Below are 25478 nucleotides of genomic sequence, written 5' to 3' on the forward strand. Positions count from 1 at the left end.
TTGACAACCCAATGATTAATATGCTATTTAGCCATGTTTTTTGAATGGTTCGTTGACAAGGCGACATGCAGCCTCATGGATGAAGATAAAAAAAGACTGATCAAGGCACTCGGAATGATCTCCACTATGGGGATTTCCGTAGCAGTTGCAATCGCCATCGGCGTTCTCATCGGGCTAAAAGTAGATGAATGGCTCGGCACAAAGCCGTGGTTTTTCTTCATATTTCTTTTTTTTGGAATTGTAGCCGGATTCCGCAACATATACATCATTGCAGGAAGAGAAATAAAGAAAAATGAAAGTGGTAAAGATAAATGAAAGTAATATCTTTACCCTGCTCACACGTGGCAGCTTTGTATTAACGATTGTTCTGACGGTCGGTAGTTTGTTCCTCGGTTCTTTGAAGTTTTCATACAGTGTGCTGGTCGGTGGCCTGCTAGCAATTGCGAATTTTTACTGGCTTCGCAGCATTCTTCAAAGGACCCTTCAGCTTCAGCCGGACAGGGCTCCCCGTTTTGCAGTTTTGCGCTATATTGTTCGGCTTGCACTGCTGGGAATTGCCATATTTTTCCTGCTCACTTACGTTGGCGTAGACATATTTGGACTTATTCTCGGATTATCCGTTTTAGTTATTAATATAATTGTACTGTCTATCTACATGTACACCCTCAAAGGAGGCTAGTTTCAATGGTTCATCCCTATCTTTTCCTGCAGTTTTTTCGTAAGCTTCTGGAGCCACTGCACATTTCTGAGGCCGGTGCAGACGCAATCGCCTACACATGGCTGATAATCGCCCTTCTGCTCATTCTTTCCATGCTTGCCACCAAGGGGTTGAAAACCGTTCCTGGCGGTCTGCAGAATTTCATGGAAGTTATCATCGGCGGCGTTGAAAACATGGTCGTAGAAACGATGGGGCATCACGGCAAGCCCTTTTTCCCGCTGATCGCGACCCTGGCAATTTTTATTCTCGTCTCCAACCTTATCGGCCTGGTACCCGGCTTTTTCCCACCGACAGCCAACATCAACACCACCGCAGCCTGTGCTGTAATCGTCTTTGTCACCACCCACGTCGTCGGCATCAAGGAACACGGCTTCAAGTACATCAAACACTTTCTCGGCCCCATTCTCTGGCTGGCGCCGATGATGTTTTTTATTGAAGTGATCGGCCATTTCAGCAGGGTGATTTCACTTACCCTCCGTCTTTTCGGCAATATGAACGGTCATGAACTCGTGCTGATGATTTTCTTCGGCCTGGCACCATTTCTGGTACCGCTGCCGATGATGCTCATGGGTGTGCTGGTTTCCTTCATCCAGGCTTTCGTCTTCATGCTCCTGGCCATGATCTACATTCAGGGATCCCTTGAAGAAGGGCACTAAAAGCATTTAGTAAATGATGGATAATCTATAACTATTTACCATCAACCATAACCGATTTTCCTATACTATTTAGGAGATATTTCAAAACAAAGGAGAAAGAAAATGAGTTTTTTTACAATGTGTGTTCTCGCAGCTGGCATCGGTATGGCACTCGGCACCCTCGGAACCGGCATCGGTCAGGGTCTCGCCGTTAAGAGTGCAGTTGAGGGCGTATCAAGGAATCCGGGCGCTTCCGGCAAAATCCTCACAACCATGATGATCGGTCTGGCCATGATCGAGTCTCTGGCAATCTATGCCCTGGTTGTGTGTCTGATCATCCTCTTCGCCAACCCTTACAAAGAAATCGCCCTTGAACTGGCAAAAACCGTTGCAAAGTAATTGACTTTTTAAAGTCGTAAAAAAGGGTGTGCCGTTTCGGCGCACCCTTTTTTTTTGACTTGCAGAAATGCATTCTGACGAGGATCGGTAATATCCCGGCAAAAAAACGCAGCACTTAAAAGGGCAGACCGGCAACGGCCGCCCTTTTAAGTTGACGCTAAAAAACACATCGCTACTTTTAGTTATGGTAAATCAATTTAAATAATGATAAAAATAGCAAAAGAGTCAACATCCTTTGCAGATCTCGCCCAACCTGCCGATATGGAACAATATTTTAGAACAAGGGGATTAGAACATGAACAACCAGAAACAGGAAGTCTATTTGAAAGATTGGCAAAGTCACGAGGAGCATGCGGAATTGATGCTTCCAATGATCGGCCGCCTCTATCGTGACCACAACGTCGTCACCACCGTCTATGGGCGCTCGCTGGTACACAGCGCGACAATCGACATCCTGAAGGCGCACCGCTTCGCCCGGCTCATTCTGGACAACGAACTCACGGTGCGGGAAACCTTCCCCGTCCTCGAGGCAATGTCCAAACTCGACCTTGCTCCGGCGCGGATCGACTTGGGGAAGCTGACCGTCCGCTACCAGGCACAGGGCAACTGCGAGAGTGTAGACGATTTTGTCCGCCGGGAACTGGCGGACGTCAACACGGGACGCAGCCCAATTCTGGATGAGCCGCGGGACATAGTACTCTACGGTTTTGGCCGGATCGGCCGTCTGCTCGCCCGCGTCCTGATCGAAAAGTCCGGCAGCGGTGAAAAACTTCGGCTACGGGCCGCCGTGGTGCGAAAGGGAAGCACCGACGACCTGGTCAAACGCGCGAGCCTTTTGCGGCGCGACTCGGTACACGGCCACTTCCAAGGCATCATCACCATCGACGAGGAGGAAAACGCCATAATCGCCAATGGCAACATGATCCGCATCATTTATGCCGACGCCCCCGAAAGCGTCGATTACACCCGCTTCGGCATTCACAATGCGATTTTGATCGACAACACCGGCAAATGGCGCGACCGCGACGGCCTCGGCCGGCACCTGAAGGCAGAAGGAATCTCTAAAGTGATCCTCACAGCCCCCGGCAAAGGGGATATCCCAAATATCGTTGCCGGGGTGAACAACGAGCTGATCACGCAGGAAGAGCAGCTTTTCTCCGCCGCCAGCTGCACCACGAATGCAATAGTGCCTGTGCTCAAGACTGTCAACGACCGCTTCGGCATTGTCAACGGCCATGTAGAAACCTGCCATTCCTACACCAACGATCAAAACCTTATCGACAACTACCACAAAAATTCACGCCGCGGCCGCAGCGCTCCCCTCAACATGGTCATCACCGAAACTGGCGCCGCCAAGGCTGTTGCGAAGGTCATTCCTGAACTGACCGGCAAACTGACCGGAAACGCCATCCGCGTACCAACCCCTAACGTCTCGCTGGCGATCCTCAACTTGGAGCTGACCCGGGCTACCGATGTCAAGGAGCTGAACGGCTACCTGCGCAACATTTCACTGGACTCGCCGCTGCAAAACCAGATCGACTTCACCAATTCCCCAGAGGTCGTTTCCAGCGATTTTGTCGGCTCCCGCCATGCCGGGGTGATCGACTCGCTGGCGACCATCGTGCAGGGAAATCGCTGCGTCCTCTACGTCTGGTACGACAACGAATTCGGCTACAGCTGTCAGGTCGTGCGCATGGTCCAGCAGATGGCCGGACTGGATTTCCCGACCATACCCAATTAATTCCGAGACCATTCGCAATCCCGCCCCGATCGGGTAGGAGGCGGGATTGCTCCCGCCGTCCTCCCACACCACCGTGCGTACGGTTCCGTACACGGCGGTTCATGAAGTACGTTGAAGTCGGTGAAGCTGGTCTATGAGTGATACCAGCCCCAGTTTGTCGAAGTAGAATTTCGGAACAGCTTTGTTCATATGCGCGGCCCCTGCATTCCACCAGGGGCCGCGGCCGTTTGTGGCCGACCGCCATGCAGTTGCCTCCGATAATCCCCGCCGCATCAGTTTCTTTGCTCGCGTCTTGGGGCGCTTCCACTGCTTCCAGAGAATGCGACGCAGTTTACGTCTCAGCCATCCGTCCAGTTCCTCGAAGATGCCTTTTACTTCCGCGTACCGAAAGTAGTTTAACCAACCCCTAAGTTTCGGGGTTGTCTCTTCAACGGTGGTTTGGATGTTCTGACCCCTTCCCCGCCTAAAGATCGTCTTGAGGTTGGCCTTGAGCCTGGCAGCCGCTTTCTTGGCCACGGTAAGCCGCGGTTTGCGGTGCCGGGTCATGCTGTAACTCAGAAACGACCTTTTCCACGGACGGTCAACCGCGCTTTTGCCCTGGTTGACCGTGAGCTTGAGCCGCTCGGACAGGTAGCCGGTAATTGAGGCCATGACACGCTCGCCGCTTCTCCTCGTTGCAACATAGATATTTGCGTCGTCGGCATAGCGGCAGAACTTATGGCCCCTTCTTTCCAGTTTCTTGTCCAGTTCGTCGAGGAGGATGTTGGACAGCAGCGGCGAGAGAGGCCCGCCTTGCGGCGTGCCTTCCAACCGGGGTGACGTCACTCCTCCTTCAAGTATCCCTGCCTTAAGGTAGCTGTCGATAAGGGACAGCACCAGACGGTCTCCAACCTTGCGTTTCACCAGCGACATAAGGGTGTCGTGGTGGACTCGGTCGAAAAATTTCTCAAGGTCAATGTCAACCACCCACCTAAGGCCGCTCTCTACATACTTCCGAGCTGCCTTGATCGCTTGATGGGCGCTCCGTCCAGGGCGAAACCCGTGGGAACTTATGGAGAAACCAGGGTCGAACAGCGGGCTCAAAACTTGATGCACCGCCTGCTGAATGAGTCGGTCAAGGACGGTGGGAATTCCCAGCATCCGTGTGCCGCCTCCCGGTTTGGGAATTTCTACTTTCCGCACCGGTTGCGGGTGATACGTTCCCGTCAGCAGTTCTTCTCTGATGCGCGGCCATTCCTCCTGTAGGTAGCCCTTCAGGGCCGTTACCGGCATGTTATCGACGCCGGGCGCTCCCTTGTTGCGCATTACCCGTGAGTATGCCGCCATCATGTTGCCGCGACTGACGATCTTCTCCATCAGTCCCGTTGCCGCTTCCGGCCAGTGAGCTGCTTTCCTTCCCGTGACGTTTGCCGCACCTCTCCCTTTCTCTCGCGGTTTCCAACCGCTACCCTCCGGGCTGGCGCCGGGTATCCCAACCCGGCCTTCTGCTGCTCCTGTCGTCATCGAAACTCAAGGCTCCTGTCCGCTTACTTCAAGTTCGGCCCTTTGTCGGTCGGTTATTCCGACTCGTATGGCCTCTGCTGACTTCTGCCAACCCATCCCGGCACCTCTCGATGCCGGTAGCACAAGGCAGGTTGACAGACCTCCCAGGGTAATGCGCGTGACCTTCATCCCATATACCCGCCGCATCTACTTCCACATCTTTCTGGATGGTTATCGGGCTTTGAATCTGTTTGCCTTCTCGCCCAGATGTGGCTGCCTCATATGCGATTCCTGTTCGTCGGGCCAGGACTTTGCCTACAGCTTCCTTCAGATTCCGGGTCGCCCCGGACACCCTTGCTGTTCAGCTATCGGTTCCCACCATCAGGGTCCGAAGAGGACTTTCACCTCCAAGTCACCAATCAGGCACCATACCCAATTGGATGGCGCTTACGCGCCACGCGCCATGCCTGGCGCACAAACGAGAAAGGCCCGCTCCACGCGGGCCTTTCTGTTTTTTGACACCGCAGACACCAATGATCACTACGTTTTAAGTGATCGCAGGCGCAGTGAGGCGTCATTTCAATCCCCGCAGGTACTCCACCAGCAGCCTCACCCCGACCCCAGTCGCACCCTTCGGCCGATAGGGACGCCCCTTCTCTTCCCAGGATGTTCCGGCTATGTCCAGGTGCGCCCACGCAGTCTTACCGACAAATTTATGTAAAAACCACCCCGCAGAGATGGAAGCCCCGCTTGGCCCGCCGGCGTTTTTCATGTCGGCAATATCACTTTCCATCAGTTCACCGTATTCATCCCATAGAGGTAGTTCCCAGACCCGCTCACCACTTACCTCACCCGCCCGTTTCAGTGAGCGCGTCAACCCTTCGTCATTTCCCATTAACCCCGTGGCAAAATTTCCCAAGGCAATGACACAGGCGCCGGTCAAGGTAGCAATATCTATGAGCGCTGCTGGTTTGTACCTTTGGGCAAAATAAAGCGCATCGCACAAAAGGAGGCGACCCTCGGCATCGGTATTGACGATCTCTATGGTCTGACCGGACATGGACCTGACGATATCACCCGGCTTGTAGGCTCCGCCACCCGGCAGGTTCTCCGCCGCCGGAATCAGTCCGACGACGTTCTGGCTAAGCTTCAGCGCAGCAACAGCCATCATGGTCCCCATGACCGCCGCTGCCCCGGCCATGTCGTCTTTCATCTTCTCCATGCCTTCCCGCGGTTTGAGCGAAATGCCGCCGGAATCAAACGTGACCCCCTTCCCTACCAGAACCGTCACAGCATCATCTTCACCCCCGCCCCGGTATTCGAGAATTATAAACTTGGGCGGCTCATGAGATCCCTTTGCCACGGCAAGGAGGGCGTTCATGGAGTTTTGCGCCATCTCCTCCCGCTCCAAAACCGTGCAGCTGAGTCCATATCTTGCGGCAATTTCGCGCCCCTTTTCAGCCAGATAAGAGGGGACAAGAACATTCCCCGGCTGAGACACGAGATCGCGGGCGAAACGGACAGCGTCGCATATCGTTGCGGTTTCAGCCAGGACCTTGTTTACATTGTAATCAAGGTCTCCCGCCTCGGCAAAAAGCAATGTGGCCTCTTCCAGATCGGTTTTAGGTTCTTTTCCCGTTTTGTACTCGTCAAAGGAATAAGAACCCAGGGCGAACCCCTCCACTGTTGCCGTCAATGTCTCGGCGCCTCTGTCCCGAGCCAGATGAAGAATAGAAGAGAGCTTACGGACACCAACCGGACGGAGGGCTGTTGCCGCAGCACCGGCTGCTTGCCTTAGCCTGTCGCTGTTCAATTCTTCATTATTGCCGAGTCCGACCAATAAAAGTCGCTCAGCCGGGAGCTTGCCGAAGGTATTAAGCAGCTTTACTTTGTTGAGCTCTCCGGTAAATTCCCGCTGCTCATAGATAGAGCTGAGGCCTCCTCCCAGAGCCTCATCAAGATCGTCAAAAAACCGGCCCCTGAAACCATCCACATAACAGCCCACCACAAGAACCCGACATACATGTTTCAACGGGTCGTCAACCAACTGTGCAAATTCCATCCGGTAACCTCCTGAAATATATACTACATCACTGCAATGAATTATGGCGATTGAATCGGCAAAGCCCCACCAAGGCCTTCCTTGACATTTATTGGGCGCTGTGAAATAGTCTGCACATGGAACTAATCGCCGACATGCATACCCACACAATCGCTTCTGGACATGCCTACTCTACTGTCAACGAGCTGGCTGATGCCGCCGCCAGTATTGGACTTAAAGCCATAGCCTTGACCGATCACGGTCCCGCCCTTCCCGGCGGTCCCCACCTATATCATTTCGGAGCAATGCGTTTCATCCCCAGAGAACTTTTTGGAGTACGCATTTTCCTCGGCGTCGAGGCAAACATCCTCGATATAGATGGCAGTATCGATCTAACGGATCGCTATCAGGAACGTCTCGATTTTGTCATGGCCGGACTGCACGAAGGTTGCGGTTTTGATAATCAGGGAATTGAAAGAAACAGCGAAGCCGTTATCAACGCCATGGCAAATCCGCGGATCAAGGCGATATCACACCCGGGTAATCCGGTTTTCCCGCTCGATTATGAAACGGTTGTAAAAGCCTCGCTGGAAACCGGGACCGCATTGGAGATAAACAATTCCTCCCTCGGCATCAGTCGCGAAGGAAGCAGGCCAAACTGTGAAAAACTTGCGGCACTCATTGCCCGTTACGGCTCGCCCCTGGTTATCGGCAGCGACGCCCATATTGCCCAGGGAGTTGGCGTCTTCGACGATGCACTCGCCCTTCTTGCAAAGACCGGTATTAACGAGAGCCAGGTAGTAAATTCGTCCATGGCTCGACTTCTGGCATTTCTGGAACTGGATGCATGAACCGGTAGCGATGCTTCACAAGCAAACATATCTGCCTGGTTCTGAATCAAAGATCATTTATTGCTGGTGAGTTCCCTCAAGATCGCCGTTATCATCGGCCTATGCTCCGTCTGGGTCGCTGAAAGGGCCACTTCTACCTCCCTTGAAACGCCTTTGACATCACGCACCTTTTGCATGGTTGTCCGAGCAGCGCCTTTCCTCTCCTCGCCGGTTCGCAGATAATCGGAAACTTCTTCCCTCAGCATTTCGCTGTTCTCGAAGAAATTATAGACGATTTCCCCCAACAGTTCCTGGCGGGGAAGACCGAATAGTTCCTCGGCCTTCTGATTCGCAATGACAATTTTCCCGTCATGCATGAAGGTGACAACCGCAGACTTGGCAATCTCAATGAATTTACGGTAACGTTCTTCGGATTCCCTGCTTTGCTCTATTTTGCGCTCCAGCTCCGCCATCATTTCGTTAAATGAATTAATGAGCTGGCCGATTTCGTCATCCGACTTCTTCGGCAGTCGATCGGCAAAGCTGCCGGTTCTCGTTACCTGGGTGATGCTCTCCGACAGCATCTTGATCGGATTGATGATGTTCCGCCTAATCAAGGCCCCCATTATCACAATAATGACAAAAAATATACCTCCGCGGTATATCAGGTCAACCTTCAGGTTTGTACCTATTTCACGATACAGCTCGGCCATTGGAATGGTCACCGAAACGGCCCCGATGACCTCACCTAGTTTATAGTTGTAAGAATAATGGCCGCGCGGGAAACGGTTGCGTATGAACAAGGGGGCCTGATCGTAGGTTCCGTGGCACTCAAGGCATGATTTTTCCGCCACCATTGACTGCATATAACGAAAAGACTGCTCGCCCTTAACCTCGACTACCGAATACGACTCTCTGATGGCTTTACCGGCAAATTTCTTTAACTGTTCCGTTTCGTAATCATCGGGGCGGTTTTCAGGATTGCGATAGCGCAATGAAACCTGGCGCACGTAATATTTACTGCCGGTGGTCATTCTTTTTGCTACCTGTGTAGCCACCACCTGCGGGACAAGGGCATAATTCCCTTCCGGCTCGCCCCGCACCACGCTGGAGATGTAGTCCCGGGTTTCAATTATCTGCTTGGCAATGTGACGCGCGTTATCGACCGCCACCTTCATAATTAGCAACTGCTCGCGCTTATAGGTAAAGAACGCGGCGGCAAGAAACAAGACGATTAACAGGCTGGACATGATCAGGTTGAACTTGGCGCTCAATTTCATGGTGGCAAACCAGGACATACGGGCCTCCGCGAGGGTGGTTTCTCAAGAAAGTATACCCGGCGCCTTATCAGAAGCAAGCAGACGGAAGTTTTTGCGTTTGTCGCAGGTTACCTTGTCGGCGCTGATGAGGTATTGCTTGTGTGGCATCCTGCACATAGGGGATCTGCGACCCGCCGTTTCAAGAGCGAATCACGGTCCTTCGGTTGGCTTTTCCCCATCAGTTTTTCTCCGATTTTATGACAATCAAAGCAGCCTCGTCCCTGTAATGCCTTGTGCATGCGAACCATCGCCGGGTTTTTGCTGTGGCATTCGTTACATTGAAATGCTGCAGCATTGTTAATAATACCGAACCAGCCAAATACAACCACTGCAAACATAACCTTTTTCCCCATCAGATACTCCTTTCTAAAGTTGACTTTAGCGGAGTTTAACAACCGGAGCTCGTTGTACCTTGACTAAAGTCAAATATCGCCATAAAGAGCACCAGCTTCCTCCTTGTCGACCCGCGTAAGCACCCCCGCTTCCGAAAAAAAACTTTCAATAAGGATTGTAATGTGTTAGTTTTCCTTGACTTTGAAATCCTTGTATATCCCTGATTACCGAACGATCACTTCACAATCACCAAAATCGGAAATAACAGCATATGGCAAAAATCATCTGCATAGCCAATCAGAAGGGCGGTGTGGGTAAAACTACCACATCGGTCAATCTTGCAGCATCTCTGGCAGTGGCTGAGAGACGGACCCTCCTTGTAGATATGGACCCGCAGGGCAATGCCGGAAGCGGCGTAGGAATCGATAAACGCAACCTTGCGGAAACGGTTTATGATGCCTTGATCGATGATGCCGACGCCGCCGGAATCGTCTTAAAGACATCATTCCCCTACCTGGATATTCTCCCGGCAAATTCAGATCTTGCAGGCGCAGAGCTGGAATTGGTCTCCATCATCGGCCGGGAACTCAAACTCAAACATGCACTGGCAGCGCTGGTCGATTCCTACGACTACATTCTCATCGACTGTCCCCCCTCGTTAGGGCTCCTGACCGTCAACGCCATGACTGCCGCCGAATCGGTACTGATCCCCCTGCAATGCGAGTTCTACGCAATGGAAGGGCTGTCCCAGATACTCAAAACCATTGGCCTGGTTCAGAAAGGGCTGAACCCTTCCCTCAAGATTGAAGGTATTCTTCTCACCATGTTCGATGCCAGGAACAACCTCTCCCATCAAGTGAGCGAGGAGATACGGTCTCACTTTAAAAAGGAAACCTTCACCACCGTAGTTCCCAGGAATGTCCGGCTCTCCGAGGCACCAAGCCACGGCAAACCCATAATCCTCTACGATATAACGTCTCGCGGTGCCACAAGTTACATGGATCTTGCCAAAGAAATAATCGGCCGGGAGGTGCATCATGGTTAAGAAAACCGGCCTCGGCAAGGGGATGGCAGCACTCCTCCCTGTTGTCGAGGAAGAAGGCAGAAAATTTTTTTCCTGCCCCATTGAAGAGATACGTCCCAACAAAAACCAGCCACGCAAAACCTTTACCCATGACAAGTTGGAGGAGCTGGCAGCCTCTATCCGCGAAAAGGGCATCATCCAGCCGCTCGTCGTGCTGCGCAAAAGCGACCATTACGAGCTGATTGCCGGCGAAAGACGCTGGCGGGCAGCACAGAAAGCAGGGCTCCGCGAAGTGCCGGTGGTCATCCAGGACGTATCTGAAGATACTGCACTGGAAATGGCGCTGATCGAAAATATCCAGAGGGAAGATCTAAATGCGGTGGAAGAAGCCGAAGCCTACCACGCCCTTCTCGAAAGGTTCGATCTTTCCCAGGAAGAGTTGGCCAAGAGAGTCGGGAAAGACCGCTCCACCGTCGCCAATTCACTGCGCCTCCTCAAGTTGCCGTCAGAGATAAAACTGGACGTAATCGAAGATCGGCTCAGCATGGGTCACGCACGGGCACTGTTAACCCTTGATACTCTTGAGCAGATGAAAGATGCACGGGAAACGATCATCAAGCGCAAACTAACAGTCAGGGCGACCGAATCTCTTGTAAAAGATATGAAGGCAAACAAGGTCGCTAAACCGAAAAAACAGCCCGACCTGCAAATGGTTGACCTTATCGAGCAGATGCAGCGTCATTTCAAAACCAAGATTAAAGTTCGCCAGATAGGCAAGGGTGGAAAAATTGAAATCAGTTATAGCGACCAGAAGGAGCTGACACGCCTCATTGATCTGATAAATTTGTGAGCTGCCATCCGCACCCGTTTTTTAAATTATTTGACCCTGCTTTCAATACAAATCACTTGACATATATATTAGCGTATGGTAGCTATCACGTGTTTTACCTCCTGAACAAATCGTATCTTCCAAATAATTAGCAATTGCACAAAAACTATTAAACGGCAAGAGGTGGTTGGGTGATTAATTTAGACATGTCCTTTCTTTTCCAGTTAGTTAATTTTCTGCTGCTGATGCTGGTCCTCAATCTCTTTTTGTTCAAACCGATCAGAAAAGTTCTCGCCGACAGAAAAGCGGAAGTCAGTGGCGCCAAAGAGAAGTCAGCAACCGTTGACAAAGAAGTGCAGGAGAAACTTGCTCTCTACGAGGCACGGATGCGTGAAATCAAAGCCCGCGCCACTGACGAGCGTTCTGTTCTGAAAAAAGAGGCTCAGACGGAAGAAGCCGCGATCCTGGATAAAGCGAGAAAAGAGGCCGCCGACACCCTGTCCGCCATCAAGAACAAAGTAGCTAAAGAGGCAGCCGACGCCAGACAACTCCTTAAAGAGCAGGCACTGTCCCTTTCTTCTGAAATCTGTGAGAAAGTTCTTGGGAGGAGTTTCTAGAATGACAAGCACTCGTAAATCCGTATTAACATCATCCAGCACGATAACGGTTACTACCTGCCTGTTACTGGTCGGCCTTGCTGCCGCCGGTTACGCATCCGAAGGTGGCGAAGGCGCGCACCATGTGGACACAGCCAAGCAGATGAAAGATTTTGCCTGGCGCTGTCTCGATTTTGCTGTCCTTCTCGCCATTGTTGTCTGGGCGCTGAAAAAAGCAAATGTCAAGGGGTCGCTGGCAGAGCGGCAGTCCAACATTGAGAAGATGCTCAAAGAAGCTGTAGAGGCAAAAGAACAGGCTGAAAAGAAATTCCTTGAATATAATGAGAAGCTTGAACAGGCAAACAAGGAAATTGAAGCGATGTCTGCAGCAATGAAGCAGGAAGGGGAGCTGGAAAAAGTCCGCATCATCGCTGAAGCAAAAGCAGCAGCAGAAAAGGTTAAGGAACAGGCACAACAAGCAGCGCATCAGGAAATTCTCAAGGCACGGATTGAATTGCGCGATGAAGCTGCCCGTCTCGCCGTTGAAATTGCCGAGAAAAAGATCAAAGAAAACATTACAAAGAATGATCAGGATAAACTGGTTGGCGACTATATCTCCAAGGTGGTGACGCTACATTGAGTACTAATGCAATTGCCAGACGTTATGCCAAGGCCCTTGTACAGATAGGTGCAGAAGAGGGTCAGGTCGACAAGTTTAACAGCGAGTTGACTCAATTCAACACCGTGCTTGCTGCAAATGCCGGCCTTACCTCCGTTTTCAGCAATCCAGCTTACGGGATCGAAGCTAAAAGGGAAATTCTCAAGGAAATAATTGGCAAGCTTGCGCTATCGGAAAGTGTTGCCAAATTCCTACAACTGCTGCTTGACAGAAGCAGACTTGCCTTTCTGCCGCAGATAACAGAAAGCTACGGCAACTTCGCCGATGACCTTTCCGGGGTTGTCCGTCCGACACTGACGTCGGGTCTGCCGCTGGAAGAAAGCCAGATCGAGGAGATTAAGACCTCTCTGACAAAAACCACCGGCAAGAAAGTCATGCTCAAGGTACAAGTGGATCCTTCACTGATCGGCGGTGTAGTTACCAAGATCGGGGACAAGGTTTTTGACGGTAGCGTAAAAACGCAGTTAGCGAAAATTCAAGATATATTACAGAAGGGGTGAGACGTTTCTATGGAAATCAGAGCGGAAGAAATCAGCGAGATTATCAGAAAACAGATCAAGGAGTATGGTACTGAGGTTGCTGTAGCAGAAACCGGCACCATTATCTCCATCGGCGATGGTATTGCCCGTATTCACGGCCTTGATAAGGCCATGGCGGGTGAGCTGCTCGAATTCCCCGGCGGGATTTCCGGCATGGTTCTCAACCTCGAGGAAGATAACGTCGGTGCCGCCATTCTCGGCGAATTCAGCGAGATTAAAGAAGGCGACACGGTCAAGCGGACCGGCAAAATTGTAGAGGTTCCTGTCGGCGAGGCGCTAATCGGTCGCGTTGTCAACGCACTCGGCCAGCCTATCGACGGCAAAGGCCCCATCAATACCGATAAGTTCGGTAAGGTGGAAGTAAAGGCACCCGGCATCGTCCAGCGTAAGTCTGTTCATCAGCCGATGCAGACCGGGCTCAAGGCAATCGACTCCATGGTTCCGATCGGGCGAGGTCAGCGGGAATTGATCATCGGCGACCGTCAGACGGGTAAAACCGCCGTTGCCATCGACACGATCATCAACCAGAAGGGTGGCGACGTCGTCTGTATCTATGTTGCGATCGGTCAGAAGCGTTCGACTGTTGCCCAGGTTGTAAGCAAGCTGCAGGAGCACGGAGCAATGGATTACACCATCATTGTAGCGGCAACCGCTTCCGAACCTGCACCGCTCCAGTTCATCTCCCCCTATACGGGTGTTACCATGGGCGAGTACTTCCGCGACAGCGGCAAACATGCCCTGATCATTTATGATGACCTTTCCAAGCAAGCCGTAGCCTACCGTCAACTTTCCTTGTTGCTCCGTCGTCCTCCCGGACGTGAAGCATATCCCGGTGACGTATTCTATCTCCACAGTCGTCTGCTGGAGCGTGCCTGCAAGGTTTCCGATGCATGCGGCGCCGGTTCGCTGACTGCCTTGCCGATCATCGAAACACAGGCTGGTGACGTTTCTGCTTACATTCCGACCAACGTTATTTCCATTACTGACGGCCAGATCTACCTTGAGTCCGACCTGTTCTACTCGGGTGTCCGTCCGGCGATCAACGTCGGTCTGTCGGTTTCCCGTGTCGGTGGTTCCGCTCAGGTGAAGGCCATGAAACAGGTTGCCGGTACTCTACGTCTGAGCTTGGCCCAGTATCGCGAGATGGCCGCTTTTGCCCAGTTCGGTTCCGACCTGGACAAAGCTACCCAGATGCAGCTTGCCCGTGGCGAGCGTCTCGTCGAGATCCTGAAGCAGCCCCAGTACAAGCCCGTTCCCAACGAGAAGCAGGTTCTTATTATCTTTGCTGCCAACAACGGCTTCATTGATGATTATCCTGTTTCAGCTCTCCGTCGTTACGAAACGGAACTATACACCTTCTTTGACACCAGAAAAGCAGACGTTCTCGCTGATCTGCGCGACAAGAAAGCGATTGATGACGACATAAAAGGCAAAATAGTTGCCGCCCTCAATGAATTCAAAAAGGAATTTACTGCTTAATCCAAGGACGGTTAACGTATGGCAAGCCTTAAGAGTATAAAGAAACGTATTGTTTCGGTGAAAAATACCCGGCAGATAACCAAAGCCATGAAAATGGTCTCAGCTGCCAAATTGCGTCGGGCCCAGGAAAACGTTGTCGCAGCACGCCCCTACGCCAAGAAGCTCGGAGAAGTTTTGGAGCGCTTGTCGAAGAGTCAGGATGTCGATGGCAGCCCGCTCATGGAGAAACGGCAGGGCGGTAAAGCTTTGCTGATAATAGTAAGCTCTGATCGTGGCCTCTGCGGCGGATTCAATGCCAATATATGTAAGGCAGCGGAGCGTTTCGCCAAGGAACGCGGCTCGGAGTTTACCGAGCTGTCCATGATGACTATCGGCCGCAAAGGTTATGAGTTCCTCAAGAACCGTCATAAAATTTACAAGAATTATGCAAATATTTTTGGAACGCTCAATTATCAGACAGCAGCCCTGATTGCCCGTGAATTGATCGACGGCTATCTTGCCGAAGAGTATGATGAAGTTTATCTCCTCTTTAACGCTTTCAAGAGTGTCATGACCCAGGACATAACCCTTGAGCAGCTGCTGCCGGTGACGCCGGAAGTTGCTGCCGAAGAAGAGTATGCTCCGGAATATATTTATGAGCCCTCAAAGGCTGCACTGCTTGACGAACTGCTGCCGAAGCATATTGAAGTACAGATGTTCAAGGCGATGCTCGAATCTGTCGCGTCGGAACACGGCGCAAGGATGACCGCCATGGACAGCGCTTCCAAGAATGCCAGCGAGATGATCGGCAAGTTGACTCTTCAGTACAACCGAGCACGTCAGGCCGCCATCACCACCGAGTTGATGGAAATCATTTCCGGCTCTGAATCGATCAAAGGATAATTACTTCACGTTTAAAAAATAGAGGCCTGGCACAGGCCGCAGGAGGAAATGGTTACATGAGTCAGAACATCGGGAAAATATCGCAAGTCATCGGCGCGGTTATCGACGTCGAATTCGAACCGGGCAAATTGCCGCCAATCTACAATGCTCTCCGGGTCACCAATCCGTCAATCGACGACAAAGAGAATAATCTGGTGCTGGAAGTAGCTCAGCATCTCGGTGAAAATTCAGTCAGAACCATCGCTATGGATTCCACCGATGGCTTGGTACGTGGACAGGCAGCAATCGATACCGGCAAGCAGATCTCTGTTCCTGTTGGTAGAAAGACCCTTGGCCGCATTCTCAACGTTATCGGCGATCCCGTCGACGAGATGGGTCCGGTTGGCGCGGAAAAAGAGTATGGCATTCATCGTGAAGCTCCTGCTTTCGTCGATCAGTCTACCAAAGTAGAAGCGTTCACCACCGGCATCAAGGTCGTTGACCTCCTCGCTCCTTATGCAAGGGGTGGTAAAATCGGCCTCTTCGGCGGCGCCGGTGTTGGCAAGACCGTTCTCATCATGGAACTTATCAATAACATCGCCATGCAGCATGGTGGTTTTTCCGTTTTCGCCGGTGTTGGCGAGCGTACGCGTGAAGGAAACGACCTCTGGATGGAAATGAAAGAATCCGGCGTTCTTGAAAAAACTGCCCTTGTCTACGGTCAGATGAACGAGCCTCCGGGAGCCCGTGCCCGCGTTGCCCTTTCCGCACTTTCGATCGCAGAATACTTCCGTGACGAAGAAGGTCAGAACGTTCTCCTTTTTATTGACAACATTTTCCGTTTCACACAGGCCGGTTCAGAGGTGTCCGCGCTTCTTGGCCGCATCCCTTCCGCCGTTGGTTACCAGCCGACCTTGGCCACGGAAATGGGCGAGTTGCAGGAGCGGATTACCTCAACCAACAAAGGCTCCATTACCTCCGTTCAGGCTATTTACGTCCCTGCCGACGACTTGACCGACCCTGCTCCGGCTACGGCCTTCGCTCACTTGGATGCAACGACGGTTCTTTCCCGTCAGATTGCCGAGCTCGGCATCTACCCGGCAGTTGACCCTCTCGACTCCACCTCCAGGATTCTCGATCCGCAGGTTATCGGTGAAGAGCATTACGCAATTGCACGTCAGGTGCAGTATGTTCTGCAGAAATACAAGGATCTCCAGGACATCATAGCCATTCTTGGTATGGATGAACTTTCCGAGGAAGACAAGCTTGTTGTTGCACGCGCCAGAAAGATCCAAAGGTTTCTCTCCCAGCCCTTCCACGTTGCTGAGGCTTTTACAGGCGCACCCGGCAAATACGTGGAACTCAAGGATACCATCAAGGGTTTCCAGGAGATTGTGGCGGGCAAGCATGACGACGTCCCCGAACAGGCCTTCTACTTGGTCGGTACTATCGAGGAAGCGATCGAAAAAGCCAAGACACTGGCTGTTTAATTTTCAATTAAATGTAGGGGCGGATCCTTACGTCCGCCCATATCAGGGTACACCTAAGGCTGTACCCCTACAAAGGATCTTAATAGATGGCTGAAAAACTGAAAGTTGAACTGGTAACACCCTATAAAAGAGTTCTCTCTGAAGAAGTGGACGAAATTACGGCTACTGGCGCACTCGGCGAATTCGGCGTGCTCCCCGGTCATGCACCGTTCCTTACTTCCCTCAAAATCGGTGAACTCGCCTATAAAAAAGACGGCGTACAGCAGCATATGGCCCTCAACTGGGGTTATTTCGAGGTAGAGGGCGACAAGGTCACTGTGCTCGTCGAAACTGCTGAAAGAGCCGACGAAATCGACCTGGAACGTGCCAAGGCTGCACTCGGCAGGGCTGAAGAAGCTCTGAAGAAATTGTCGCCGGAGGATAAGAGCTTTCGTATTTACGAAGCAGCGCTTGAGCGGGCAGCGATCAGGATGCAGGTTGCCGCAAAAGCTGCCAGAAAATAGATTGACCAAATTCAGACAAAAAAAGAGCGGCTTGGCCGCTCTTTTTTTGTCTGAATCCTCTTTTTGAAAAGGCACGGACAACCGTGCCTTTTCTTCATTATACGTTCTTGGTCGGGCTTTGAAATTTATACTTCCAGAAGGAGCGCATCGGCGATAGAGATCCGCTCGGCACCTTGCACGGCTTCTAACCCTGATGCCGTGATGAATAGTGCATTTATTGCGGCAAGGGTCGTATTCAGGCGCTCAAGGTCGATCATCGCATCGCCGGGTAAAGATTCGATTCCACGAAAATTGTGCGGACAGAAATCAACCCGCTTCGAGTCGCCTTCAACAATCAGAATCGGAAGCCCATGCGTGCGGCAGATAACGGGACGTGCAGCATAGAGAACACAAAGACCGTTCTCCAGAAGTGGGCATGGGTCATCAACTGCGACATTGCAGGCTCGTTCCCGAACATCATTCATCTGATCCCGGGGAAGTTCATGGAAGGCAACCGCAAGGGCAACACCTTCCACCAGTGAAAGGGTCAAATGTCGGCAACAACTGTCGCAGCCGGCATGACAAGCCAAATGTTCGTCGTATTTTGCTGATATAGCGGCAACCAGCTCGTCCACCTTGGCGAGCAATGCCCGATAGTTGCTGAGATTCTCCATCCGATCTCCTTCTTCATTTACTGCAAGAGCATACCGCTTTCCAGTTGATATGGTCAAGAGTTGATCAGGGCACGAAATATGTTTTTATTGGTAAAAGTGCAGATATTTTGATAAAAGATGAGTTTATGAACCGTTATATTACGAGATAACAACGCCCTTCTATCCCACTGGGACGTATCACTGCAAGCATCACAGGAGAATGACTAATGCCCGAGAAAAAACGTGAATTGAAGTTCAAATACATATACGACAACGACTATAATCCTGTCTATGTAAACGGTGCCCATGGCGGCGTAACACCACGCGGTGAGTTGATCGTCAACTTTTACCTTGAACGTCAGCCCTTGCCGAACTCCATCACCCATGAGATAACAGCCAACGGCACCATCGGCCCGGAAATCAATGCCGACCCTGCAGATCTTAGCAGCAGTCTGGTCCGCGTTGTCACCTCCGGAGTGGTCCTAAGCCATCAGACAGCAAAGGACATTCATTATTGGCTCGGGGAAAAAATCAAAGAAATGGAAGCTGTTCAGCATGCCAAAGAGGTCATGAGCGCCGCACATATTGGAGAGAAATCCGGGCTTACCCATTAATCTGGCGCTACGGATATGAAAGCTGCCGATTACAGAAAACTCGTCGAAGGATGGCTGGGTGATGGAAGCTTTGATGAAAGGCTGCCGGAGGTAGCGGCGTTACGCGGGGTGCCGCAGCCCGAGGAATTTCATGCAGAAGGAGACGCCTTTACCCATACCATGCTGGCGGCAAGAGCAGTGGACGATGACTCGGACCAGCGGGTATTCTGGGGAGCGCTCCTGCACGACATCGGCAAGGCAGAGACGACCAGACTCATCCGTGGCCGCTGGCGCGCCTTCGGCCATGCAGAAGCCGGGGCAAAACTGGTCCCTGGAATACTGGTTCGCCTCGGGCTTCCCGATCTTGCAGACGATGTGGCGTGGTTGGTAAAAAACCACCTGTTTCACTTCGCCTGGCACCTGGGACACAATGTCAAGCTGACCCGCAATCAACTCAGGTTCATGGAGCATCCCCTCTTCCGTTTGCTGCTTGAGGTCTGCGCTGCAGACGCAGCTGCCTCCCTCGGCAGAAGCGATAAGGGACGGGTGATCAAGATGATCGCAGATTTTCTGGAACAATGAAACATCCCGCCATCTTTTTCAACTTGGACAAGCTCGGTAAGCGAGCGATCCCTCCAGCATGTTGCCACCATTCACAAAACGTGAAAACTGTTGCCTCTTGAGATAAATCAGCCTACATTTACCTGAATCTACGAGGTAAGGAACGGACGCCACAATGGAAACAAGCTCAACAAAACCGGTGATAGCCGTGACCATGGGAGACCCGACCGGTGTCGGCCCGGAAATCATTGCCAAGGCCCTGATAAGGCCGGAGGTCAATGCCGTTTGCAGACCACTGGTGCTTGGGGACATGGAAACGTTGGAAAGAGGCATTAAAATTGTCGGCGCGCAACTGCGAATCGAAACCATGGGCACAGGTGTGCCGCCCGAAGCGACAACGCCCGGAGTTCTTTATCTCCGTTCCCTTTCCGATCTTTCTCCGGCTGACCGGGAATTCGCCAAGCCGACTGCGGCCGGGGGCGAAGCCATGTTCCGTTACATCACCGAGGCGGCGCACCTTTGCCTCTCCGGCGATGTAGCCGGCATGGCCACCGCGCCCATAAACAAGGAAGCCATGAATCGTGCCGGCCACAAGTATCCGGGGCATACGGAACTGTTGGCGGAGTTGACGGGAACCAGGGATTTCGTCATGATGCTGGCCGGTGACAGGCTACGGGTAACGTTGGTCACTATCCATGAAGCATTGGCCGATGTACCTCGGCTTGTCACGCATGACAAGGTACTGTCGACCATCCGCATCACCCACCGCGACCTGCACCGGTATTTCCGCGCCAATCCCCGTATCGCCGTGCTGGCGCTTAATCCTCATTGCGGCGAAGGTGGAATGTTCGGTACCGAGGACGACCGTATCATCAAACCAGCCGTCGAAGCGGCACGGGCAGACGGAATCGACGCCTCAGGCCCGCTGTCGGCAGATACTCTCTTCCACTTCGCCGTTCAAGGGGATTACGATGCAGTGGTCTGCATGTACCACGACCAGGGACTGATCCCTTTAAAGCTGCTCCACTTCGATGACGGCGTGAATGTTACTCTGGGACTCCCCATAATCCGTACTTCGGTAGATCACGGCACGGCTTACAACCTGGCCGGCAAAGGCACCGCTTCGGAGCGAAGCATGGTTGCAGCGATCCTGATGGCAGCTGAGATGGCGAAACAACGGATAGAAACATACGGGAACGCTACATGAAAAAAATGCTGTTGATTGTGCTTGGACTGCTGATTATCTACGCGGCCTACATCGGGATTTCCCTGATGCTCATGCCGCCGATGGCTGACCTGCAAAACCGCAAGATTAACCTGTCCATCCAGGTGAAAGATTGGCACGGCAACTACCACCCATATATCGTCGGACCGAAAAATCGTTACTGGACACCTGCCGGGAGCATTCCCCTGGAAATGAAGTGGGCGGTCATTCTGGCTGAAGACGCCAACTTCTACAAGCATGAAGGAATCGACGTCAAGGCGATAAAGAACGCCATCAAATATGACCTGGAGAAAAAGAGCTTTGCCCGTGGTGCGTCTACCATAACCCAGCAGGTGGCTAAGAATCTATTCCTTTCGCGGGAAAAGACCATCAACCGCAAGATCAAGGAGATCATCCTCGCCAAGCGGATGGAGCAGGAACTTCCCAAGGGCCGGATCATCGAGCTCTACCTGAACGTCATCGAGCTCGGGCCGATGGTCTACGGTATCGGCCATGGAGCGCGCTATTATTTCGGCAAACCGGCTTCGGCGCTCACCCCGAGAGAATGCGCCTTCATAGCCGCCATGCTCCCCGGCCCGCGCGTGGCATACAACCCGTACAAAAACCTGGGGAAGGTACTGAAGCGCTCCAATATGATCCTGCGCCTGTTGTACAGCAAAGGAGTGCTCGCCGAGGCGGAGTTTGCGCAGGCCATGGCAGAATCGCCAAATGTCGGTCGTCTGCAGAGAAAGGTTGACGAAAGCATCAAGAAGGAAGAGGTCCTTACAAATATCAGCAGCGCAAAACTGCCTGGACCGCCCCCGGCCACCGACAACGAGGAGGAAAAGCCGACTGACGGTTCCCCGGCGCCTGATGCGACTAGTGGGTCACCGGAGATCAAGCCGCCGCAGGGCAACAGCAACCCGCCTGAGAGCGGAAGCGAGAAGCCCTGAAGCAAAGCTCTTGACAATGTTGTTGTATTTCATAATGGGTCCTCCAATGGGCCCATTTTTACTAAGAGCGTCTGTCAATCGTCCCAGCCTATAGCACTTCATTCTAAACCCATCTAATTTCACTTCAGTTTTCACCCCCCTTGCCGATACCTGTTAATAGGCAAAGTCGAGAGATCGCGCTGGCGCACAAAGAAAAGTGCGCACATGGAACCGACTTTTCGCAAGTCATAAAACGTTATTGAGCAGAACCCGAGGTGGCAATGATGAATACGACCGCAAAAGGCGTGGTCATTGTAGTAGACGATGACCCTTATGTGCTCGAAAGCATAGCATCCCTTCTCAAAGTCTACGGATTCATGGTCCGTACCTTTCAGGACGGCACCATGGCACTGGAATCTTTCAGGAAAGAGTCAGTGGATGTGGTGCTGACCGATGTCAACATGCCGGTGACAACCGGGATCAACGTTCTGGAAAATATCCGGGAACACGACCGGGAAACGCCTGTCATGCTCATGACTGCCTATGCCGAGCTCGATTTGGCAGTCTCCGCCATAAAAAAAGGGGCGTTCGATTTTATCATCAAACCGTACAACCCCCTCCAGCTCATCCATGCCATAGAAAAAGCAGTCGATTACAAAAGATTGCTCCAGCTCGAGAAGTACTACAAGTCCGAACTGGAACGGACCATTGCCCAGAGAACCCGCGAACTGGCCGATGCGCTGACGATGCTGAAAAGCATGAGCAGGGAAACAATCGAGCGACTAACAGCAGCGGCCGAACTACGGGACGAAGACACCGGCATGCACATAGCACGCATCGGCATGTATGCGAACAGGGTCGCCCGTACGCTCCAACTTTCGGATAATTTCGTGGAAACCATTACTGTCGCCGCAGCAATGCACGATGTCGGCAAGATCGGTATCCCTGACGCAATTCTCTTAAAGCCGTCACCGCTTACCCCGGAAGAATTCAACATCATCATGACTCACACAACAATAGGTGAAAAGATACTTCGAGGCTCTTCCCATTCCATGCTGCAAATGGCCACGTCCATCGCCTTGAATCACCACGAGAGGTGGGATGGCACGGGCTACCCGAACCGTCTCCGCGGTGATGAAATCCCCATCGAAGGATGCATTGTAATGCTCGCCGATCAATACGACGCGCTACGCAGCAAACGTGTCTACAAGCCCGCCTTCGACCATGACACGGCGTGCAGGATTATTATCGAAGGTGATGGGCGCACCAGACCGGAACACTTCAACCCCCGGATTCTGTCCGCGTTTATTGAAACTGCACCGCTGTTCGATGAGATATTCACTACCAACAAGGATATAACCGCTTCCTGATGGTCGCTTCTCCCGGTTCCGTCCGAGATGTACGCCATTGATCGAGAACCGTATGCCACCATTCAGTTTAAAGACCAAGATCAAACAGAAGCGGACGGAAAAGGAGATAAAACATACCCTGTCATTGCTCAAGGCAACCCTTGAATCGACTGCCGACGGCATTCTGGTTATAGACCGGGAGAGGAGAATCATCAGTTACAACAAGAAATTTGCCGACATGTGGCACATTCCAGGCACTCTCCTCGCCACAACGGATGATGACCACCTGCAGTCGGTTGTTCTCCACCAGATGAAATCCCCCGCAGACTTCATCGCAAGGATCAACGAGATACACAGCTACCCAGCATGCGAAAGTTATGACGTCCTGGAATTTGCGGACGGCAGATTTTTCGAGCGGGTTTCCAAACCGCAGACCATCGAAGATAAAATAGTCGGGAGGGTGTGGAGTTTTCGCGACATCACCGAACAAAGAAAACTTGAATGCCAGCTCAGGCACTCGCAGAAAATGGAAGCCATCGGCACATTGACCGGCGGCATTGCCCATGACTTCAACAACATACTTACTGCCATCATCGGTTACGGCAACCTTATCCAGATGCAGATGGACAAATCAGACCCCCTGCTCCACTACCTGGTACAGTTGCTTGCCGCTACAGACAAGGCAACCTGCCTCACTAAAGGTTTGCTGACCTACAGCAGAAAGCAGCCCCTTAATCCATGTCATGCTGATCTCAATGATATCGTCAAAAGGGTTACCAAGCTTTTATCAAGACTTATCAGCGAAAATATCGATTTTTCGTCCATCCTGACAGAGCGGAAATTGTGCGTTACGGCCGACAGCGGGCAGATAGAGCAGGTCATCATGAACCTCGTCACAAACGCCAGGGATGCCATGCCCGAAGGGGGAACCATCATCATCAACACCGACGTGGCGGAATTGGACGACACTTTCATCAGAAACCAGGATTACGGGCATGCGGGAATGTATGCCCTCATCTCCGTATCGGATTCCGGCGTAGGCATGGATAAAGTAATGATGGAGAGGATTTTCGAACCGTTTTTCACAACCAAGGAGGTAGGTAGAGGCACGGGCCTCGGTCTTTCCATCGTCTATGGGATAATTAAAAAGCATAACGGCTTTATTCAGGTTGACAGTGAACCGGATAACGGCTCTGTATTCAAAGTCTATCTCCCCCTGACCAGCAATAATGCTACGGAAATGCACGTCAAACCCCAAAACGTCCAGATCGGGGGGACGGAAACCATCCTCCTCATAGAAGACAACTTAGAGGTAAGACAGCTTCTCAAAGCGCTCCTGGAGCAATACGGTTACAAGGTTATAGAAGCGGCGGACGGAGAAGACGCAATAGAAAGATTCATCGAGCACCAGGACGACATTCAGCTGCTGGTGCTCGATGTTATCATACCGAAGAAAAACGGTAGGGAAGTATACAACGAGTTGAAACAGATACGACATGACATCAGGGCACTGTTCACGAGCGGTTACAGCACCGACATAATCAGCAAGAACGGTATTATGGAAGAGGGGCTGGATTTTATCTCAAAGCCGCTCGCCCCGAGTGCCCTTCTGGCAAAGATCAGGGAGATGCTGGAGCAGCCTAGACCCTGAATTCCTCGATCCTCGTTTCGGAAAATTCGTTTTTAACGGTCATCTGTTTTTCTCTACTGTCGATCACGAATTTTATGGTACATTCCTGTCCTGGCTCGGCCCTGGTATAACGGAGGAGGATCTTTGCGGCGTTTTCCAGCTTCGTATCATCGAGCTTGCCCATGACAACCGTTAACGGGCTGCTCCCTTCGTCCCAGCGGAGAATCGCCTCGCCGGCCTGCACGGCGGTTTCCAGCACATTGTTTTCCGCCTCGTTGCGGCCGACGATGGCCTTGGTGCGGGAGCCGATACGGAAATGCCGGCCGAGCTTCAGTAAACGGAAATCGCGCAGATTGAGGGTGTCGGAGTGGTCAAAGACGTCTTTCACCTTGGAAACGAACGAAAGCTCCGTCAACAGGCAGCCACCGGCCGGGCAGGGGTAGTTCTTCACATCCAGATCATCGGCCAGCTGCATCTGCTCCTTGCGTGAACGTCCCTGGATGGCGAGGAGCCTCTCCCGATCCACCCACCCTTCCGTCTCCGGGATGGTGGGATTAAAGTGCTTGGCTGAAAGGGGGCGAAGCAGAAGCCCCTCCAGTCCGCTCTCCCGCTCGATCAGGCGGAGGGTGTCGCGGCGCTGGCTCATGGGGCGCTGTCCGAGAACCTCGCCGGTAATGACAAAATCAGCGCCGCTTTCAGCCATGTATTCCTTGGCCTTTCGGAGCAGGAAAATGCGGCAATCAATGCACGGGTTCATCCCCTTGCCGTAGCCATGTTTGGGTTTCCCGACTATTTCCAGGTATTCGACCCCCTTGTGCATGACCTTGATGGGGATGTTGAATTCTTCGGCAACCCTGACCGCCTCTGACTTGCAGCCGGAATTTTTCCCGGTGCAGGTGCAGAAGGGGGAAGTGAAGTTGAGGGCTTCTACGGCTATTCCCTGCTCCAGCATTACCTTGACGGCAAGCGTTGAATCGAGGCCGCCGGAAAGAAGGGCAAGTGCTTTTTTTTGCATGATTTCTCCTGTGGTCCCATGTCGAAGCAGAAAAGTGACGCTGCACTGCGACACGGAGCCGGAT

27 protein-coding genes are annotated in these 25478 nt (G+C 52.2%); 21 read left to right on the forward strand and 6 right to left on the reverse strand.

What is annotated here, in order from left to right; translation table 11 throughout:
- Nucleotides 1-75: 75 nt before the first annotated feature.
- The 5 genes from GURA_RS21590 to GURA_RS21610 all read left to right on the forward strand — a co-directional run bounded on the left by GURA_RS21590 (nt 76) and on the right by GURA_RS21610 (nt 3493).
- Nucleotides 76-315, forward strand: coding sequence for an AtpZ/AtpI family protein (locus GURA_RS21590; protein ID WP_041246212.1), 240 nt, complete (start codon nt 76-78; stop codon nt 313-315).
- Nucleotides 293-679: an ATP synthase subunit I gene (locus tag GURA_RS21595; protein WP_011941021.1), complete on the forward strand. Its 387-nt coding sequence runs from the start codon at nt 293-295 to the stop codon at nt 677-679. Before GURA_RS21590 ends, GURA_RS21595 begins: the two co-directional genes overlap by 23 nt.
- 5 nt (nt 680-684) lie before the next feature.
- A complete protein-coding gene (atpB, locus tag GURA_RS21600) occupies nt 685-1374 on the forward strand; it encodes a F0F1 ATP synthase subunit A (protein WP_011941022.1) in 690 nt (229 codons plus the stop codon).
- Nucleotides 1375-1476: 102 nt separating this feature from the next.
- Nucleotides 1477-1752, forward strand: a complete 276-nt coding sequence (gene atpE, locus GURA_RS21605) for an ATP synthase F0 subunit C (protein WP_011941023.1) — start codon at nt 1477-1479, stop codon at nt 1750-1752.
- Nucleotides 1753-2047: 295 nt separating this feature from the next.
- Entirely contained in the window at nt 2048-3493 is a 1446-nt protein-coding gene (locus GURA_RS21610) for a glyceraldehyde-3-phosphate dehydrogenase (protein ID WP_011941024.1), read from the forward strand.
- Between the two features lie 99 nt (nt 3494-3592).
- Here GURA_RS21610 and ltrA read toward each other — a convergent pair whose 3' ends face one another.
- Nucleotides 3593-4996 carry a group II intron reverse transcriptase/maturase gene (gene ltrA / locus GURA_RS21615; RefSeq protein ID WP_011937128.1) on the reverse strand — a complete coding sequence of 468 codons (1404 nt, stop codon included), beginning with the start codon at nt 4994-4996 and terminating at the stop codon, nt 3593-3595.
- Nucleotides 4997-5549: 553 nt separating this feature from the next.
- On the reverse strand, nt 5550-7037 hold the full coding sequence (locus GURA_RS21620) for a leucyl aminopeptidase (protein ID WP_011941025.1): 1488 nt from the start codon (nt 7035-7037) through the stop codon (nt 5550-5552).
- Nucleotides 7038-7153: 116 nt separating this feature from the next.
- On the opposite strand from GURA_RS21620, the gene GURA_RS21625 reads away from it, so the two are divergent.
- Nucleotides 7154-7867 (forward strand): phosphatase, encoded by a 714-nt coding sequence (locus GURA_RS21625; protein WP_011941026.1) that lies wholly within the window; start codon nt 7154-7156, stop codon nt 7865-7867.
- A gap of 53 nt (nt 7868-7920) precedes the next feature.
- Here the strand turns inward: GURA_RS21625 and GURA_RS21630 are convergent, their stop codons facing one another.
- A complete protein-coding gene (locus tag GURA_RS21630; RefSeq protein ID WP_011941027.1) occupies nt 7921-9144 on the reverse strand; it encodes a Tll0287-like domain-containing protein in 1224 nt (407 codons plus the stop codon).
- An 89-nt stretch (nt 9145-9233) separates the two neighbouring features.
- The gene (locus GURA_RS21635; RefSeq protein WP_011941028.1) at nt 9234-9518 is read right to left on the reverse strand and encodes a cytochrome c3 family protein; all 285 of its coding nucleotides are present in this window, start codon (nt 9516-9518) and stop codon (nt 9234-9236) included.
- Nucleotides 9519-9769: 251 nt separating this feature from the next.
- Here GURA_RS21635 and GURA_RS21640 point away from each other — a divergent pair, with 251 nt between their 5' ends.
- The 9 genes from GURA_RS21640 to GURA_RS21680 all read left to right on the forward strand — a co-directional run bounded on the left by GURA_RS21640 (nt 9770) and on the right by GURA_RS21680 (nt 17498).
- Nucleotides 9770-10543 carry a ParA family protein gene (locus tag GURA_RS21640; protein WP_011941029.1) on the forward strand — a complete coding sequence of 258 codons (774 nt, stop codon included), beginning with the start codon at nt 9770-9772 and terminating at the stop codon, nt 10541-10543.
- Nucleotides 10536-11372, forward strand: coding sequence for a ParB/RepB/Spo0J family partition protein (locus tag GURA_RS21645; RefSeq protein ID WP_011941030.1), 837 nt, complete (start codon nt 10536-10538; stop codon nt 11370-11372). The genes GURA_RS21640 and GURA_RS21645 overlap by 8 nt, the downstream gene beginning before the upstream one ends.
- A 170-nt stretch (nt 11373-11542) precedes the next feature.
- Nucleotides 11543-11968, forward strand: a complete 426-nt coding sequence (locus tag GURA_RS21650; protein ID WP_041245604.1) for a F0F1 ATP synthase subunit B family protein — start codon at nt 11543-11545, stop codon at nt 11966-11968.
- 1 nt (nt 11969) lies between these two features.
- Nucleotides 11970-12587 (forward strand): F0F1 ATP synthase subunit B family protein, encoded by a 618-nt coding sequence (locus GURA_RS21655; protein WP_011941032.1) that lies wholly within the window; start codon nt 11970-11972, stop codon nt 12585-12587.
- Nucleotides 12584-13126, forward strand: coding sequence for a F0F1 ATP synthase subunit delta (locus GURA_RS21660; protein WP_011941033.1), 543 nt, complete (start codon nt 12584-12586; stop codon nt 13124-13126). Before GURA_RS21655 ends, GURA_RS21660 begins: the two co-directional genes overlap by 4 nt.
- Before the next feature lie 9 nt (nt 13127-13135).
- Nucleotides 13136-14644, forward strand: coding sequence for a F0F1 ATP synthase subunit alpha (gene atpA, locus GURA_RS21665; protein ID WP_011941034.1), 1509 nt, complete (start codon nt 13136-13138; stop codon nt 14642-14644).
- Nucleotides 14645-14662: 18 nt separating this feature from the next.
- On the forward strand, nt 14663-15526 hold the full coding sequence (gene atpG, locus GURA_RS21670; protein ID WP_011941035.1) for an ATP synthase F1 subunit gamma: 864 nt from the start codon (nt 14663-14665) through the stop codon (nt 15524-15526).
- A 56-nt stretch (nt 15527-15582) separates the two neighbouring features.
- On the forward strand, nt 15583-16995 hold the full coding sequence (gene atpD, locus GURA_RS21675; RefSeq protein ID WP_011941036.1) for a F0F1 ATP synthase subunit beta: 1413 nt from the start codon (nt 15583-15585) through the stop codon (nt 16993-16995).
- Nucleotides 16996-17081: 86 nt separating this feature from the next.
- On the forward strand, nt 17082-17498 hold the full coding sequence (locus GURA_RS21680) for a F0F1 ATP synthase subunit epsilon (RefSeq protein WP_011941037.1): 417 nt from the start codon (nt 17082-17084) through the stop codon (nt 17496-17498).
- A 125-nt stretch (nt 17499-17623) separates the two neighbouring features.
- Here GURA_RS21680 and GURA_RS21685 read toward each other — a convergent pair whose 3' ends face one another.
- On the reverse strand, nt 17624-18151 hold the full coding sequence (locus GURA_RS21685) for a YkgJ family cysteine cluster protein (protein ID WP_041245605.1): 528 nt from the start codon (nt 18149-18151) through the stop codon (nt 17624-17626).
- A 206-nt stretch (nt 18152-18357) separates the two neighbouring features.
- Here GURA_RS21685 and GURA_RS24480 point away from each other — a divergent pair, with 206 nt between their 5' ends.
- From GURA_RS24480 to GURA_RS21715, 6 genes are all read left to right on the forward strand, one after another.
- Nucleotides 18358-18744, forward strand: a complete 387-nt coding sequence (locus GURA_RS24480; RefSeq protein WP_011941039.1) for a hypothetical protein — start codon at nt 18358-18360, stop codon at nt 18742-18744.
- Between the two features lie 15 nt (nt 18745-18759).
- Entirely contained in the window at nt 18760-19305 is a 546-nt protein-coding gene (locus GURA_RS24485) for an HD domain-containing protein (RefSeq protein ID WP_011941040.1), read from the forward strand.
- 154 nt (nt 19306-19459) lie between these two features.
- On the forward strand, nt 19460-20491 hold the full coding sequence (pdxA, locus tag GURA_RS21700; RefSeq protein WP_011941041.1) for a 4-hydroxythreonine-4-phosphate dehydrogenase PdxA: 1032 nt from the start codon (nt 19460-19462) through the stop codon (nt 20489-20491).
- Complete coding sequence (locus GURA_RS21705; RefSeq protein WP_011941042.1) at nt 20488-21441, forward strand: transglycosylase domain-containing protein; 954 nt, start codon at nt 20488-20490, stop codon at nt 21439-21441. The genes pdxA and GURA_RS21705 overlap by 4 nt, the downstream gene beginning before the upstream one ends.
- A 260-nt stretch (nt 21442-21701) precedes the next feature.
- Nucleotides 21702-22790: a response regulator gene (locus tag GURA_RS21710; RefSeq protein WP_232278954.1), complete on the forward strand. Its 1089-nt coding sequence runs from the start codon at nt 21702-21704 to the stop codon at nt 22788-22790.
- Between the two features lie 52 nt (nt 22791-22842).
- On the forward strand, nt 22843-24420 hold the full coding sequence (locus tag GURA_RS21715) for a hybrid sensor histidine kinase/response regulator (protein ID WP_011941044.1): 1578 nt from the start codon (nt 22843-22845) through the stop codon (nt 24418-24420).
- Here GURA_RS21715 and GURA_RS21720 read toward each other — a convergent pair.
- Nucleotides 24410-25414 (reverse strand): hypothetical protein, encoded by a 1005-nt coding sequence (locus GURA_RS21720; protein WP_011941045.1) that lies wholly within the window; start codon nt 25412-25414, stop codon nt 24410-24412. The two genes, GURA_RS21715 and GURA_RS21720, sit on opposite strands and share 11 nt — an antisense overlap.
- Between the last annotated feature and the right edge of the window lie 64 nt (nt 25415-25478).

The organism is Geotalea uraniireducens Rf4 (assembly GCF_000016745.1).
GTDB lineage: Bacteria > Desulfobacterota > Desulfuromonadia > Geobacterales > Geobacteraceae > Geotalea > Geotalea uraniireducens.